At 68.1% G+C, this 15,996-nt stretch carries 14 protein-coding genes; 5 read left to right on the plus strand and 9 right to left on the minus strand.

The genetic code is table 11. From position 1 onward, the window contains the following. Positions 1–40: 40 nt before the first annotated feature. On the minus strand, positions 41–319 hold the full coding sequence (locus ACWCSU_RS51285) for a WXG100 family type VII secretion target (RefSeq protein WP_357706071.1): 279 nt from the start codon (positions 317–319) through the stop codon (positions 41–43). Between the two features lie 138 nt (positions 320–457). On the opposite strand from ACWCSU_RS51285, the gene ACWCSU_RS51290 reads away from it, so the two are divergent. Both ACWCSU_RS51290 and ACWCSU_RS51295 read left to right on the plus strand, forming a co-directional pair. Beyond that, complete coding sequence (locus ACWCSU_RS51290) at positions 458–2,026, plus strand: ricin-type beta-trefoil lectin domain protein (protein WP_449944620.1); 1,569 nt, start codon at positions 458–460, stop codon at positions 2,024–2,026. Between the two features lie 538 nt (positions 2,027–2,564). Beyond that, the gene (locus ACWCSU_RS51295; protein WP_449944622.1) at positions 2,565–4,103 is read left to right on the plus strand and encodes an OmpA family protein; all 1,539 of its coding nucleotides are present in this window, start codon (positions 2,565–2,567) and stop codon (positions 4,101–4,103) included. Between the two features lie 1,287 nt (positions 4,104–5,390). Here ACWCSU_RS51295 and ACWCSU_RS51300 read toward each other — a convergent pair. Genes ACWCSU_RS51300 through ACWCSU_RS51310 form a run of 3 tightly spaced genes read right to left on the minus strand, consistent with a single transcriptional unit; the run spans position 5,391 to position 9,000 of the window. Continuing rightward, positions 5,391–7,142 carry an FAD-binding protein gene (locus ACWCSU_RS51300; protein WP_449944625.1) on the minus strand — a complete coding sequence of 584 codons (1,752 nt, stop codon included), beginning with the start codon at positions 7,140–7,142 and terminating at the stop codon, positions 5,391–5,393. A gap of 11 nt (positions 7,143–7,153) precedes the next feature. After that, positions 7,154–8,338, minus strand: a complete 1,185-nt coding sequence (locus tag ACWCSU_RS51305; RefSeq protein WP_449944628.1) for an MFS transporter — start codon at positions 8,336–8,338, stop codon at positions 7,154–7,156. 47 nt (positions 8,339–8,385) lie between these two features. Beyond that, positions 8,386–9,000, minus strand: a complete 615-nt coding sequence (locus tag ACWCSU_RS51310) for a mycothiol-dependent nitroreductase Rv2466c family protein (RefSeq protein WP_364092483.1) — start codon at positions 8,998–9,000, stop codon at positions 8,386–8,388. Between the two features lie 141 nt (positions 9,001–9,141). On the opposite strand from ACWCSU_RS51310, the gene ACWCSU_RS51315 reads away from it, so the two are divergent. Both ACWCSU_RS51315 and ACWCSU_RS51320 read left to right on the plus strand, forming a co-directional pair. Continuing rightward, positions 9,142–10,020: a LysR family transcriptional regulator gene (locus ACWCSU_RS51315; RefSeq protein ID WP_364092485.1), complete on the plus strand. Its 879-nt coding sequence runs from the start codon at positions 9,142–9,144 to the stop codon at positions 10,018–10,020. A gap of 65 nt (positions 10,021–10,085) precedes the next feature. Next, entirely contained in the window at positions 10,086–10,550 is a 465-nt protein-coding gene (locus tag ACWCSU_RS51320) for a CoA-binding protein (protein WP_449944632.1), read from the plus strand. A gap of 25 nt (positions 10,551–10,575) precedes the next feature. On the opposite strand, the gene ACWCSU_RS51325 is transcribed toward ACWCSU_RS51320, so the two are convergent. Both ACWCSU_RS51325 and ACWCSU_RS51330 read right to left on the minus strand, forming a co-directional pair. After that, complete coding sequence (locus ACWCSU_RS51325; RefSeq protein ID WP_449944635.1) at positions 10,576–11,742, minus strand: hypothetical protein; 1,167 nt, start codon at positions 11,740–11,742, stop codon at positions 10,576–10,578. Next, entirely contained in the window at positions 11,739–12,218 is a 480-nt protein-coding gene (locus tag ACWCSU_RS51330; protein ID WP_397039185.1) for a DUF4365 domain-containing protein, read from the minus strand. Before ACWCSU_RS51330 ends, ACWCSU_RS51325 begins: the two co-directional genes overlap by 4 nt. A 571-nt stretch (positions 12,219–12,789) precedes the next feature. On the opposite strand from ACWCSU_RS51330, the gene ACWCSU_RS51335 reads away from it, so the two are divergent. Further along, positions 12,790–13,695: an NmrA family NAD(P)-binding protein gene (locus tag ACWCSU_RS51335; protein WP_449944639.1), complete on the plus strand. Its 906-nt coding sequence runs from the start codon at positions 12,790–12,792 to the stop codon at positions 13,693–13,695. Here ACWCSU_RS51335 and ACWCSU_RS51340 read toward each other — a convergent pair. The 3 genes from ACWCSU_RS51340 to ACWCSU_RS51350 form a co-directional block, all read right to left on the minus strand. Beyond that, positions 13,683–14,174 (minus strand): transposase, encoded by a 492-nt coding sequence (locus ACWCSU_RS51340; RefSeq protein ID WP_449944642.1) that lies wholly within the window; start codon positions 14,172–14,174, stop codon positions 13,683–13,685. The two genes, ACWCSU_RS51335 and ACWCSU_RS51340, sit on opposite strands and share 13 nt — an antisense overlap. 71 nt (positions 14,175–14,245) lie before the next feature. After that, positions 14,246–15,337: an IS630 family transposase gene (locus tag ACWCSU_RS51345; RefSeq protein ID WP_449944645.1), complete on the minus strand. Its 1,092-nt coding sequence runs from the start codon at positions 15,335–15,337 to the stop codon at positions 14,246–14,248. A 43-nt stretch (positions 15,338–15,380) separates the two neighbouring features. Next, positions 15,381–15,857 (minus strand): GNAT family N-acetyltransferase, encoded by a 477-nt coding sequence (locus tag ACWCSU_RS51350; RefSeq protein ID WP_449944648.1) that lies wholly within the window; start codon positions 15,855–15,857, stop codon positions 15,381–15,383. Positions 15,858–15,996: the final 139 nt, after the last annotated feature.

A 15,996-nucleotide genomic window follows, 5' to 3' on the forward strand; every position in this document is an offset into this window, starting at 1 on the left:
CGGGACGGCCGCCGCTCCTTCGTCCGGCGGGAGGCGCCGGTCAGCCGCCCCCGCCCATGGTGGCGATGAGCGCCGCCTTCTGCTTCTGGATGCCCTGCTGGGCTTCCTGCAGGTCGCGCTGGAGATTGTCGAACGTCTTCTTGTAGGTCTCCCACGCCGCCTTGAATTTCTCCGCGTTGCCGCCGGACCAGACGTCGGGGATCTGCTGGACCTGGGCGTCGAGCGCCGCCTTCATCGACTGCGCCGCCTCGCCCTGCTGAGCGAACGTCTTGCCCATCGTCTCAAGTGCCTCGGGGGTCGCGCCAAGCCTGGGGGGCATTTGTTGTCCCTTCCGAACCATTCGTGGTGATCGCAGCGCACAACAATAGAGGCACCCGGATCGGGTTTGACGGAGATTGTCAACATAAGCCACGTCCGCCTCAATTGTTGCTAGCTTTGGGCCTCCGGAGGTTTGGCGATGATCCAGGCACTACGTGGCAACGACCCCGTCGCGATCGGCGGGTACCGGCTCGAAGGACGGCTGGGCGAGCGCGTCTTCTGCGGGCGGCGGGCGGATGGCCTCGCCGTGGCGATCCACGCGTTCCTGCCACCCGGCGGGTACGACCTGCTGGCCCGGTTGCCGCCCTTCTGCACCGCCCTCGTGGTCGAGGTGGGCAGCGTGGGCGAATGGGCGTACGTGGCCGGCGAGTTCGTGCCCGGGCCGTCCCTCGCCGAGCTGGTGTCGGTCGAAGGACCGCGTGGCGGCCATGAGCTCGACCAGGCCGCGATCAGGACGCTCACGGCGCTCGGCGCGCTGCACGGCGCCGGGATCGTCCACGGTGACCTGCACCCCGGCAACGTGATCCAGGGCCCGGAAGGTGCCACCGTGACCGGGTTCGGCCTCTCGCGCGGCGGTGCCCCGGCCTACACGGCCCCTGAGCAGGTCGCCGCGGACGAGTTCACCCCGGCGGGCGACATGTTCGCCTGGGCCTGCACCATCGTCCACGTCGCGACGGGACGCCCGCCGTTCGGCGACGGCGAGCCCGCCGCCGTCTTCGACCGGATCCTGCGCGGCCAGCCGGACCTGGGGACGATGTCCGGCGCGTTACGCGACGTCGTTGCCGCCTGCCTGGCCAAGGACCCGGCCGCCCGCCCGCCCGCGCAGTACGCGCAGCAGCTGCTGATCAGCGGCACCCCGTCCGCTCCCGCTCCGGCCGCCCGGAAGCAACCGCAGGTGCGGCCGCCCGCGCCCAGGAAGAAGCGCGACCTGCGGGTGCCCGTCATCTCCGGGATCGCGGTGGTGACGGTGATCGGCGTGGTCGCCGGATGGCTGCTGCTGGGCGGCCGGGACGAGCCACCCAAGACCACGCTGCTCGCGAACAACGCGCGCCCGGCCGCCACGCCGACCCCCACACCGACCCCCACGCCCACGCCCGCTCCGGCGAGGAAGAAGCGCAAGCGGCCCACTCCGAACCCCACGGTGACGGTGCAGGTCCCGGTCTATCCGCAGCCGGTCCCGACCCCGACCAGGAAGAAGCGCAGGCCCACGCCGACGCCCACGGTGACCAAGACCGTCACTCCCACCCCTACGCGTCCCACGGAATCGCCGAAGCCCCAGGAGCCGACCGTACGGCCCACCCCCGATCCCACTCCGACGCTTGCCCAGCGCGCCTCGACCGTTAGGAATCAGGCGACCGGACTGTGCCTGGCCGTTCCCCACGGCGAAGCCGTCGCGGGCAAGGCGGTGATCCAGTGGACCTGCACGAACGGCCCCGAGCAGCAGTGGATCCGCAAGGGCGGCCAGCTCGTCAACAAGGCGTCCGGGATGTGCCTGGGCAAGGGCGAGGGCAAGCCGGGCAAGCCCGCCGTCCAGAACCCATGCAACGGCGGCTCCGTCCAGTACTGGAGCCATCAGGGCGGCCGGCTGGTCAACGCCGCGACAGGTTTGTGCCTGGTCATCTCGCACAGCGAGGCGACACCCGGCAAGAGGGTGACCCTGTGGGCCTGCAACAGCAGCTACCGTGACCAGCAGTGGCTCATCCAATAGGAGCAGTTCGTCACGGGGGTTGATCCGTTCTCGCTCCACGTGCTCGACGGCCCGAGATCCACTGGCCGCCGTCCGTGACGCTCTTGCGCGGCGGGGCTCGGCCTGCCGGGCGAGGACGATGAGTCTGCGTCGAGGCACACCCAGCAGAACTACGGCACTCGATCGCCTGCTCGAACCACTTCCCGAGATCTTCCCCGCCCATCCTCCGCTTTATCGGCATTGACTTATATAAGCGGAGGGTGAAACTATTTGGGCTGCGCACGCGTTCGTCGTGCTCGGCGGCGTCGTAGGCACCCCAGGGGGTCGGCATCTGGCTGTGCGGGTCGACATGCCCGAGGCCGGACGCCTGGCGGTGCCGTCCGCTCGTGAATCGACGGGATGGTTCGGCCGATCTGCAGGCGTGCCACTCAGGTGATCCACAGCCTGGAGGGCTGACTTGTCAGACTTGAAAGATTGTGTCGGTATGCACCTTTTGCGAGCGACCGTTCTTGTGCTCACAGCGATCCTGACCTGCGCATGCGGGCCGAAGGATCAGCCGGTGCGCGACACCCCGACAACCGCGGCCTCCAGCACCAGCCCCTCGGTGCCGCCCTCCACCCCGGCTACCGCGGAGGCGGGCTACGTGAGCGAGGGCATGGTCGGTTTCTACATCGCCAACCCCTTCAAGATCAAAATTCGGGCCATCGAGCGGCACGCCAAGCTGACCGTGCTACGCATGGACATCATGACCACGGCGACCACCAACACCGCCGGCGACTTCGGCTACGGCACCATGCCGACCTCCTTCGCCAGGTTCAGGTTGTTCGACCCGATCGACAGGAAGGTCTACTTCACCCTGCGCGAGAACGACCACAACGGCGACGCCTTCGGCACCAGGCACCGCAAGTCCGCTTTCGACTATCCCGACGACTTCGTGCCAGGCGTGCGCTATCCGGTGGAGGTCTACTTCCCGCCGCTTCCCGCCGCCGCCAGGACGATGTCGATCGTGCCTGACATGCCGATGGGCCCGATGACCGGCATCCCGGTCACCGACGGCGGCGCTGAGCCGACCGCCCGCGAGCGCAGTTCCCCTGAGCTGCCGAAGACCGGCGACACGTTCCAGTGGCCCGTCGTCGTGCCGGACGGGGAGATCTGGTCAGCCGTCTCCGACGTGAACGAACTGGTGGAGACACCGGTGAAGACCACTACCCAGGCGGGCGACACCGAGACGATCGGCCTGCGCACCGACGTCCTGTTCGCCTTCGACAAAGCGCGGCTGAGCACGAAGGCGGCGGCCGTCCTCGACGACGTGGTCGAAGAGACCAGGCGACGGGCCGACCCCGCCAAACCGCCCATCACCATCACCGGCCACACCGACGACAAGGGCGCCGACGACTACAACCAGACCCTGTCGGTCGAACGAGCCGAAGCGGTGCAGAAGTATCTGGCCGCCAGGCTCGGCAGCGACTACCAGTACCGACCGGAAGGAAAGGGCGAGAGCGAGCCGATCGCCAAGAACCAAAAGCAGGACGGCAGCGACAACCCGGCAGGACGGGCCAGGAACCGCCGCGTAGAGATCTCCTACTCCATCAAGCGACAGAGCCCGGACGTGGCCACCGTCACGAGCCCCTCCCCCGGCCAAGTACGCGGCTCCACGGGAGCGGCGGCCCCCTTCCGCGCCGATCCAGGAGCGCGGGTGGCCGGTTTCACCTGGTCATTCCGCAGCCAGCCGGACAAGCTCAAGGTGGACGTGCTGCCGCTCTATCGTGACGGCGCCTACGTGGTGGCCTCCTTCGACATCACCAAGACGAACGATGGCACGTTCGTCCCGTTCCCCGTTCCTTTCTCGGGGTGGGATCACGAGTTCTCCGCCGGCTCCGATTTCGGCGCCTTCATCCTTGTCGATCCGGTCACCAAGGCGCGTTACCACCCGCTCAAGATGGACACGGAGTTCGTCGAGAACTACGTACCCGCCCTGGATGCGGGCGAGACCGGCAGAGCCTACGTCTACTATCCCGCCCCGCCGGACGATCGCACGAGCATCACGCTGGAAGTGGCCAACGGAGGCGTCTACCCGGCAGTCCCCATCGAACGCTGACCGGCCGGGAGGCCGGGGCACGACCGCAAGCGGGACTCCGCACAGCCGTCGCACTCCCGGTCGGGGCGACGCGCCGGTCGTGGATGGACGCCCATGCCCTGCTCACCCTGCTGTCACCGATCAACGCGCCAACCTCGATCGTGTACGGCGACCGGCATCCGGTCCATCCGCTCGGCCACGGCGAGGCACCTGGCTGCCGCGATTCCAGGAGTGGTACTGCACGCTGCATCGACGGCGTCCCGTCGCACGCCGTTCGAAGGGGCCGGCGTGCATGCAGCTGACCTGGCCCCAGCCATATGCGTCAACGCGATCGGTACGCGGCACGGCCGTTCCTGGCGCCTGTTCCCGCACTGCCGCGCCTGGTCAGAGTCGGGGAGTTCCGGCCTCTCGGCATAGGGGTGCTGTTCCCGGGTGACCTGGCGGTCGGCTTCCGGGACGGCCGCCTCTACCTGACCGAGGCAGGCCCTGAGGCGGTCGAGCTCAGCCATCTGAGCCGGCTGCTCAGACGGCGAGGGAATGCGAGCCGTATGGCACATCCGAATTCCAGACCAATGGCCCCCACCTCCCATCGCCTTCTTGGTTGGTGCACCGGCGCCGGACCGAGCTGCCGGACCGGGCGGCCCGCCAGCTCACCGACCCCTGGCCCTTCCTGGAGGACGAGACCTTGTTCGGCGACCTCCGCCCACCAGCCCGCCTTCACCGAACCCTACGTCCGGGCACTCGACAGCCTGCACAGATGCGGGGCCCGTGCCACCGTCGCGCAGCGGGCAGCCGAGCTGTAACGCCGCGCACCCACGCCGTCCAGGACAACACACCACAACACGCCGATCCGCCTCCGGACCCATGAGCATCTCCCCCACGCTGAGCACATGCCTGAACACCGCCGTCATCCCCGCCTCTCCGCAGCTGTTTCTGGGCATTGACGCCGTTGCGCCCTCCACCTTGGTTGCCATGAGTCTTCGGCCAGGCCGCCCGGGCATTACAGGCGAGATCATGATCAGGGCGCGCCCCGCAGGAATCGAACCTGCGACCGTCGGATTAGTAGCAAAATTCTTAAATGCCGTGCCGTGCCATTTGATGATGATTCGTACCGCCTGCGAGCGCTCTGGGTGCCCTGGTGCGCCCAACCCTGACGGGGCGCGCGAGCACGCACCGAGCACAGTGTCCTCTCATCGATCACTGCCTCGTACACAAAGTGACCACGGATCTTTCCGCACGGGCAAATACAGACCACTCAATCAACGGTCTCTGCCAGTACCCGGTGTGCCGCTTCCTGGACAGGACTCCTCACCCGTCCTGCCTCGGGAAAACCTCGTAGCCGGGGGTGAGGACGCGGCCGGGGTCATACGCCCGCTTGGCGGCGGCGAGCCGGTCCCACACCGGACCGAAGTGGGCCTGCCAGTCGCGGGCGGACATGGGCAGGGCGCTGGCCGGGTTGAGCGTGCCGCCCGCCGCGACGACCCTCTCATACATGGCGCGGTTATCGGCCACCATGGCGGCGACCATGTCGGCAGGGCCCGGTGTCGGATACCGCATGAGGTTCATCGCGAACGCCACCGGCTCCGCGGGGAGCCGGAACAGCGGGCTGCGTACGGCGCTCGTCCGCAGCGGCAGGACCGAGACGACGCCGTGGTCGCCGAGGTCGCCGACGGTGAGCCCGGCGAGCGTCTCCGCCAGGACCGCGCCCGCGCGGGACGCCCCTATGAAGGTGAACAGCCATGGGTGCGGGGAATCCCAGCGCCCGGCGTCACGCAGGGCGTTCTCCAGGGGCGTGAACCGGTCGGTGTAGGTGCGGTAGTCGTGTGTGCCGATGGTCGCCTTCGCGCGGTCGTCGGCGAGTCCCGCGAGCATGGCGTCGTCGTCGGGCGCCTCGCCGGAGAACAGCGCCGCCCCGTCGACGTGGTAGGTCCAGCCGCCTTCACGGCCGGGGACGGCGCGGCCCTGGAGGTAGTCCCATCTGCCCTCGTCGAGGAGCAGGCACTGGTCGGTGAGCATCGCGTCGAGGTCGGAGTAGAGGAGCTGGTACCTGCGGACGGTCTCGGGCGCCGCCGTCAGTCGCAGGGTCGCCCGCGTGATGACGCCCACCTGGCCGAGTCCGGCGCGCACGGCGTCGAACAGGTCCGGGCGCTCACCGGGTGAGCAGGTGCGGACGTGTCCGTCGCCGGTGACGACCTCGAGCGCGAGCACGGAGTCGCTCATGACGCCGTGCCGCCAGCTGGAGCCGCCGACGCCGCCGACGGTGACGGTGCCGCCGATCGTCAGGTCGAGGTACTCGGGGAGGACCGGTGGGGTGCGGCCGTCGCGGAGCGCGGCCGTGAGGACGTCGCGCCAGGTCGCGCCCGCGTCGACGACGATCCGGTCCGCGCCGACCTGGTGGATCGTGTTGTGTCCGGACATGTCGACGACAACGCCGCGCCCGACCAGGGACCGGCCGTACACCGAGTGCCCCGCGCCCTGGGCGGCGACCTGCCTGCCGGCGCCGGCCGCCCACCGCACGACGGCGGCGACGTCCGCGACCGAGCCGGGGCGGAGCACCGCCTCGGGGACGGTGTGCACGACGTGGCCGAAGTCGGCCGCGGCCCGCTCGCGGGTCGCGGGGTCACGCACAAACTCGCCGTCGAGCGGGGGCTGGTCGAGGTCCTGTGGGTACCAGCGCAGTTCGACGGTGTTGCCGTCGGGGTCGCGGACGTAGATCGACTGGCCGTCGCCGCGGGCGCCCGAGCGGACAACCGGGCCCTGGACCACGTCGAGCACTCCGGCGTCGATGACCGCCGGCCAGTCGAGCGGCGCCACGACCAGACAGATGTGGTCCACGTTGGACTCCCCGCGCGGGCGTTCGACGAGGTCGATGATCGTGACCGCGTCGATACGGACCGAGGGGAAGGAGACCTGGCCGCGGCGCCACTTGTCGACCCGCTCGGCCTCGAGGCCCAGGATGTCGCTGTAGAACCGCAGCGAGCGGTCGACGTCCTCGACGTTCAGGACGATGTGGTCCAGTGCCGTCACGCGGATCGCCCTGTTGTGCGTGCTGGTGTTCACGTGTGCCCCTCTCAGGCGTGCGCGGCGTCGCGGTGCGAGCTGAAGGCGGTCAGTAGTGCGGTCGCCGTCAGCGCGACGCCGAACCAGACCGCGCCCGTGGTCCCGAAGCCGTCCGCGAACAGTCCGCCCAGGAGCGCGCCGAGCGCGATCGAGATGTTGTAGCCCATGGTGTTGAGGGACATGGCGGCCTCGAAGGTGTCCGGGGCCGCGGCGAGCATCATGTTGACCTGGCAGAGGTTGGCGGCGCCGAAGGACAACCCCCATATCACCACGGCGACCGCCAGACCCGCCGGGCTGTCGCCGATCACCAGGAGCAGCAGCAGCGAGGTGACGAGACCGGTGCAGGCGACGACGAACGTCGCGCGCATGTTCTTGTTGACCGTGTGCCCGGCGACGAGGTTGCCGACCGCGCCGCCGACCCCGAAGACGATCAGCAGCCCGGTCACCCACGCCGCCGACGCCCCGGCACGCTGCTCCATGAAGGGGCGGATGAACGTGTACGCCCCGAAGTGCCCGAGCACGTACAGCGCGACGGTGATCATCACGCCCCGCAGCCGCCCGTTCCGGATCGGCAGCGCGAACACCGCGCGCACCGGGATGGCGCTCTGGGACGGCAGCGACGGAAGCGTGAGCACGACGGCGAGGAGCACCGCCAGGCTCAGGCCGCTCCAGATGAGGAACGTGGTGCGCCAGTCGGTGAGGCTCTCGATGAGCGTGCCCAGCGGCATGCCCACGACGGTGGCGATCGACATGCCGGAGAGCACGACCGCGGCGGCCCTGCCGGCCTTCTCACCGGGGACGAGCCGCATCGCCATGGCGACGCCGATCGCCCAGAACACGCCGTGTGCGAACCCGGTGACGAGCCGGGCGGCCAGGACGATCGGGAAGTTCGGCGACACGGCCGTGACGAGGTTGCCGAGTGCCATGATCACCAGCAGCATGGCGAGGAGAGCACGGCGGTTCACCGTACGGCTCCACGCGACCAGGAACGGCACCCCCACGCCCGCGGAGATGCCGTACAGCGTCACCATCATGCCCGCGAGGCTGACGGAGACGGACAGTCCCGCGCTGACCGGGGTGAGCAGCCCGACGGGCATCAGCTCGGTGGTGACGAAGACGAACAGGCTCGCGGTGATGGCCGCGACGCCCAGCCACGCCCGGAACTGTGAGCGTGATTCAGTACTGACAGTGGTCATACGTGTCCTTACGAACGTCCCCGCAGGACGCGGAGAAGAGTGCGAGGTCAGGAGAAGCTGGGTTCGCGGTCGCGGCCGCGCTTCAGCTCGAAGAACCCGTCCGTCGCGGCGACGGTGACGACCCCGTCCCAGAGCGCGCCCGCGGCCTCGCCGCGCGGCGCCGGGGTGATGACGGGACCGAAGAAGGCGATCCGGTCGCCGGCGGGACCGGGAACGTGAATGACGGGGGTGCCCACCTCGCCGCCGACCGGAGCCATCCCCGCGTGGTGGCCGGCCCGCAACGCCGTGTCATAGCGGGTGTCCTCCGCCGCGTCGACGAGCGTGTCCGGCAGGGCGACGGCACGCAGCGCGGCGAGCATCATGTCCCGGCCCAGGCCGGCGCCCTCGAGATGAATCCGCGCTCCCATCGCCTCGTACAGCGGGCGCAGTACCGCTTCCCCGTACTGTTGCGCCGCGGCGACGCACACCCGCACCGGACCCCAGCCCTCGATCTGCGCCTGCCGGTACTTCTCCGGCACCTCCCGGTTCTCGTTGAGCACCGAGAGGCTCATGATGTGGAACCTTGTCCGCACAGGCCGGACCCGCTCGACCTCCAGCAGCCACCGCGACGTGATCCACGCCCACGGACAGCGCGGATCGACCCAAACGTCGATCGCGGTCACTTTCTCTGGCGCATGGCCATGACGATCCGTTCACCTCCGAAGTCCCGATGGTGGCCTTGCCACGACTCGAGTCTTGCGGCACGCCGGCAATGAGTCCAACGCATTGTTGTCACTTCAGTGATGCCAAACCATCATTGATGCATGGAACTCCAGCAGATGCGTTACGTCCTCGCCGTCGCCGAGACGAACAGCTTCACCCGGGCGGCGGAGCAGTGCCTGGTCGTCCAGTCGGCGCTGAGCCGCCAGATCGCCAGTCTCGAACGGGAACTGGGCGCGCGGCTGTTCGAGCGCACCAGCCGCCACGTGCGCATCACCCCGGCCGGGAAGGCGTTCGTGGCCGCGGCCCGCGAAAGCCTCAACGCCGCGGAGCGGGCGGCCGCCGACGTCGCCGCGGTGACCGGCGAGGTGCGCGGCAGGCTCGCCCTCGGCCTCATCCCCACCGTGGCCGCCGTCGACATCCCGGACGCACTGAGCCGGTTCCGCGACAGATATCCCCAGGTCCAGCTGAACATCCGGGTCGGTGGCAGCGAAGAACTCACCGAGCAGGTCAGACAGGGCAGGATCGAGGTCGCCTTCCTCGGGTTGCCCACCAGCGCGCGACCGGTGGGCGTCAACGCCCGCGAACTCGCCCGGGACCGGCTGGTCGCCGTCGTCGCCCCCGACCATCCGCTGGTGGGCGAACCGACCGTCGACCTCGCCCGGCTCTCTACCGAGACCTTCATCGACCTGCCTCCGCACTCGGCCGCGCGGGCGCAGTCGGACGAGGCGTTCGCCGCCGCGGGTCTGAGCCGTGAGGTCGCGTTCGAGGTCACCACCGCGGACTTCATGATGGCTCGGCTCGTGCGGAAGGGGCTGGCGATCGCGCTGCTGCCCTCGGCCTACGTCCCCCACCTGACCGGTCTGGCCACCATCGAGATCACTGACGCACCCATGCGCGTCGAGTACCTCATCTGGAGCGGCGTCGGACGCACCCCGGCGGCGAGCGCGTTCCTCGACCTGCTGGACCTGCCGGACCGCTGACTATCGAGGGCGGCGGCCGAGGATGTCGGCGATCTCCTCGCGCGGGTGGCCGAAGGCGTCGCCCGGTGGCGGTGATCGGCGCGAGCCGGAACGAACGCGCCGTCGGACCCAAGGTGCGGCGCAACCTCATCGACGGCGGTTTCCCGGTCAACCTTGACGCCGCCGAAGTGGCCGGACTCCCTTGCCACGACGAAGTTCCGGAAGGCGTGGACCTCGCGGTCGCGGCGGTGCCCGCCGCGCGGGTGCTGGAGGTGGCGCGCGACTGCGCGAAGGCGGGCGTCGCCGGGCTGGTGGTGCTGACGTCGGGGTTCGCCGAGGCCGGGCATCCCGGCGCGGAGTCGGAGCTGCCGCGCATCTGCCGCTCTTCCGCGATGCGGCTCATCGGCCCGAACTGCCTGGGCATCATCAACACCGCCGCACCGCGCGAGCCCCGGCGACAACCAGGCCGAACCTTCAGGAATGTCGCATTGACGACGGGATGGCGCAACCCCGAATCCGAGGGGGTGGGAACGATCAGCCGCGTCATCTGAACGGGGTGGAACGGCGGCTCTTCTCCTACGCCGATCGGCTCTGCGCGCTCGTCTCCAAGGGAAGGTAGTCGTCGACTCTGAAGAGATGCACTCGAGGCATGGAAAGCGTCCCTGCGCCGGTCTTCATCATGGGCCCGGTGACGATGACACGGAGCTTGAGGTCGTGCGCTTCCACCGCGGTGTGGTAGGCGTCCCCTCTCAAGACTATCTTGACGGGCCGTACCCGGTTGCCGACCAGGGCCTTCACCTTGACGACGCCTTCTTCGTCGTCCGGATCCCGATCGAGGGAGCTGACGAACCCGTAGATGACGGTGTCCTCCACTCTGACATGGTCACGAAGAAGGTGGCCGATCTCTCTGATGGCTCCTGCTGCTTCCGTCGGGAACTCGACGGTGTCACCGCCCGCCCGCGGCGGGGCCGCCGTCAGGGCCCATTGGAAGGTGATGTCCAGGTCACTGCCATTCGGTGCGGAGACCATCGCCGCCAGGGCGGCGCACGCGTCGGCCGACAATCCGGCGACGACTGCACGGTTCAGATCTTCCTTCGGCGGTATCCGTTCTCTGACGACGGCCAGCTCGTGTATCTCACGCAGGACGTCGGCCATGATGCCGGTGACGCGCCTCGGGAAGTAGTTGATCTCCGACTGGACGTCGATCAACGGTTCCTGGTCGCCCTCGATGATCACGGGCTTCATGACACCGATCGGGCTGACGATGGGGATGATGAAGCTGCCTTCCCGCGTGTGTCCCATACCGACGAAATCGGCGTATTCCCGGGCGCGGCGTGGTTGCGAGCGGCCGTGGTAGGAACGGCGGTGCATGGCCGAACAGGCGTTGGCGACGGCGAACGATCTGGCGCCTTCCATGAGCTTCGCCGCCTCGGAGAGCGGGATTCGGGAGCGATCGTCATCGAACTCCAGGTCGATGACGTCATCTTCGATGTAGCGGAGTTCGGTCGCGATCTCCTCGGCCCTGGAGCCACGTTCGCCTGCGATGTCTTCGATGAAGTTCCTGATTCTCCGTGGATAGTCCGAGGCCTGGCGGTTCAGCGGGATCAGAACTTCCCATGAATCTCTGGCCCATAACTCCATACGCGGGAGCGGCTTGCCCTCGAAATGCCAGGAGTTGGCTTTCAGGTAGGCCCGTAGACCTGCCGGAGTGACTTCGGAAGCAAGCGCGTCGATGTTGGTCACAGCCCGCCCCTTGCCTTGCGCATGAGCTGGTCCAGCGACGCGACCGTCAACCGGTTCGCCCTCGCCACCTTGACGGACTTGGCCGCCTTGTTGTGGGTTGGTTTCAGCGTGGACATGCTGGTGTAGTAGCCGCAGCGCCGCAGATGCACTCCATCGGTGCCGCAGCTCACCCAGTCCGCCTTGCTCGACGGCACCTCCACGACGAACAGATAAGCCGGGACATTCCTCCCTGGATCGCTGAGCAGGTTGTAAGTACGCGTGTCGAGGGAGTAGGCGATATGGTCAGACTTCGTCTCCGGCTCATTAGTGCACTTCATCTGCACATCCACCCGTAAAGCCCGATCGCGAAGCTCCAGATCAACCCCGAAATGGTCTACATGGACAATGGTCACAGCGTACCCCGCGGCGTACGCCAGCGCTTCCACATAAGCGACGCTGAACCATTCCTTGCAAGCGGAAATGTCCAAGTTGCCCACATCGGAACGCTACCGTCGACTAACCGGAATGTCATTCTATGCAACGAGATCGTGATCTTACTCACATATCAGCGATCGTTAAGCATCCCATCTGGATGTCCTAAATACGCTTCAGGGCCGCTTCCGGGCAAACCTCTACGAGCAGATTGAGTGAAGCCCCATAAAACGTAATGGCACACGGGCGTCCTTCTTGTCCCTTCCGGACATTGACAGGGAGCAAGCGGACAGCAGTTCGATGGCACAATGGCTTCAGACGAGGACGCCGAGCGGCCTCCGTGCCGCCTGGACACCACACAGGAGACCGTCCCAGCAAGCCCTCGCGGCGTGCCGATGGGCACAGCCGGTCGCGACATCCCTTCCTGGCGCGCAGCCGATCTTCCCAGCGGCAGGCGACCGACCGTCGGCCGGGCAGATGTCGGCCGCTGCGAGAGCGCGCCACCTCTCTCCCTCCTGGCTCATCCGGCTCAAGCGGGGTACACCTCCCGTGGGATCACGTTGCGCGATTCACACCGACATGCCCGTGCGATCGCACCTTCGCACAGATGGTCAACCACCAGGAAGAGATCGACCGATGGCCGTTAGCAACCTTGTTCTCATCGCCGGGGCCGGCGACGTCGGCCGCACGGTCCTGGACCAGTTGCGCGCGCAGGACGTGCCGGTGCGCGTCATGGTTCACCGGGACGGTGATCGTGCCGCGGACCTGCGTGCGCGGGGCGCGGAGGTGGTCGTGGGCGATCTGACCCGGCCGGAGACCGTCGCCGCCGCGCTGGAAGGAGCCGGGCGCATGTACTTCGCGATGCCCGTGTCGCCGGACCACCTGCTGGCGGCGACCGTGGTGGCCACGGTCGCGAAGGCGCAAGGGGAACTGGTGGGCCTGGTCGACATGTCGCAGATGACGGTGTCGCAGATGACCGCCACCAGCACTGCCGAGTCGCACCAGCAGCGGCTGCACTGGCTGGCGGAGCAGGTGTTCGACTGGTCCGGCCTGCCGGTGGTACACATCCGGCCGACGTCGTTCCTGGACAATCCGCTGTTCACCACACTGGCGGCACGGTCGATCCGGGAGAACGGCACGATCGAGCTGCCGTTCGGCACCGGGCGCACGTCGCCGATCGCCGTGGACGACGTCGCCCGGGTGGTCGCCACCGTGCTGCGCGACCCCGTTCCGCACGTGGGGCATGTCTACGAGCTGACCGGGCCGCGCACGGTCGACATGACGGAGATGGCGGAGGAGTTCTCGCGGGCCTTGGGGCGTACCGTGTCCTACCTGGACGTCCCCTTGGACCGATGGCGGGCCGAGGTGCTTGCCAAGGCGGGCCTGCCGCCGCACACCGAGGAGCACATCGCCACCATGGCCCGGCTGCACCGCGAGAACCGCTACGACCGCGCCTCCGACGACGTCGAACAGGTGACCGGCGCGCCGGCCGGGACGATCGAGGCGTTCGTGGCCGCTCGCCGGGACTTCTACCTGGGCTGAACCGCCCGCAAGGTCGTCACCTCGCGCCGGTGTTCGGCGTTATCGTCCTCCTGGGCCCGCAGCAGAGCTCTTCCCGCCCGCCTTCGGTGCGGGACGACCAGGCCAGTGTTGAGGTACGCGCCGTCGGCCAGGGCCGTGACGCCCTCGCATAGGGCTGGCAGGCCGGAGTCCCGCCACGACGTACCGTGCGCATCGGCCTTGTTGCCCGGTGCCGGTTGGCCGGTCGCCACCACGAGCCGAGTGTCGGCATCTATGATGACCTGCACGTTCGCGGAGAACCGATAGTTCTTGCTGGAAGCGCCGACGTCGCGGTCACGCACCGGGATCAGAGTGCCGTCCACGATCCACAGCCGATGCGCGGGGCGTAGAGACGCCCTCTGCCGCGTCCTTGGCCGGGGCCCTTGCCACCGTGCTCGCGCACCACCCGCAGCAGTCGCTGGAACTGGCCCATTCGCAGCCCAGTGAACGTCTCCCCCCACAAGGGATCAGCCCGTAACAGCCCGCCCCATACACGGAAAGATGCCCGCTCAACCACATTCTGCAACGCCCCTTAGTGTCCTGAGTCGGGAATTCTGTTCAGATATCCGGCAAGGCGTTCGAGGATCTCGTCGGCGGTCTTGGTCCAGACGTAGGGTCGCGGGTCGGTGTTCCAGGTCGAGATCCAGTCGCGGATGTCCTTCTCCAGGGCCCGGACGGACTTGTGCACGCCGCGACGGATCTGCTTGTTCGTCAGCTCGGCGAACCACCGCTCCACGAGGTTGAGCCAGGACGACCCGGTCGGAGTGAAGTGCAGATGGAACCGCGGGTGGGCGACCAGCCAGGTGCGGATCGCGGGCGTCTTGTGCGTGGCGTAGTTGTCGAGCACGAGGTGGATGTCCAGGTCCGCGGGGGTCTGCTTGTCCAAGGTGATCAGGAACTTCTTGAACTCCTCGGCGCGGTGACGGCGGTGCAGGGACCCGATGACCTTGCCGGATGCGATCTCCAGGGCGGCGAACAGGGTCGTGGTGCCGGCCCTGACGTAGTCGTGGGTCACGCGCTGCGGGATTCCGGGCATCATCGGCAGCACGGGCTGGGCGCGGTCCAACGCCTGGATCTGCGACTTCTCCTCCACGCAGAACACCAGCGCCCGCTCGGGCGGATCCAGGTAGAGCCCGACGACGTCGTGGACCTTGTCCACGAAGTACGGGTCGGTGGACAGCTTGAACTCCTCGACCCGGTGGGGTTGCAGGCCGAACGCCCGCCAGACCCGCGAGACCGTCGACTGCGACATGCCGATCTCCTTGGCCATCGACCGGGTCGACCAGTGCGTCGCGTTCTTCGGTGTGCTCTCCAAGGTCTTGGTCACCAGTGCCGCGACCTGCTCGTCGGTCACCGACCGGGGCCCGCCCGAGCGTGGCATGTCACCCAGGCCCGCGATCCGATGCTCGACGAACCGGGCCCGCCACCGCCCGACCGCGTGAGGCGTCGACCCGAGCCGCTGCGCGACGTCCTTGTTCGTCGCGCCCGTCGCGCACTCCAGGATGATCCGGCATCGCAACGCCCACGACTGCGGCGTCGACCTGCGCCGCACCCAACCCTCCAGCGCCGCCCGCTCGTCCTCGGACAACACCAGCTCGGCCTTCGGCCGCCCCGTACTCGCCATGACACCAGCATAGAGTTATGAACAGAATTCCTGACTCAGGATGCTAGAGGCAGCGACGCATCTCTACGTTGGGGACGACGACCCCACGGACCGTGTTGTCCGGGCGATGGGCGACCACAGTGAATCCGAGGCGTTCGAACGCAGGCTGAGCACTCCGACTGGCCAAGGTCCGCAGTTCGGTGAGCCCACGGGCACGCGCCTCGCGCATGATGGCAGTGAGCAGGGCGCGTGCAACACCCCTGCCCCCTGATCGTGGATGAACGAACAGCATGTCAACCAAGCCGTCCGGCAGCAGGTCCGTGAACCCCACGACAGTGTCATCAACTTCTGCCACCAGGGTCGACGCTTCTTGCCGCCGCCTGTCCCAATCGCTCAGGTCGGTGCGAGCGGGGCCAGCCCATGCGTCCACCTGGCGCGGTCCGTAAACCAACGAGGCCGTTTGGCGAATCGCGGCTTGGAAGACATCGAAGGTCGCTGTGGCGTCATCTGGGCCTCGGTATGCGCGAATATCACACGTCATGAACCCAGCCTACATATATGGACAGAACTCCTGACTCAGGACATTAGGCGGTGTTTCATAAGGCCTTGAGCCACTGGTCGATCGCGGCGATGGTGAGTGTGGCCTCGAACCGGACGGCGAGCTTGTCGTAGCGAGTGGC

The organism is Nonomuraea sp. NPDC001699 (assembly GCF_053596455.1).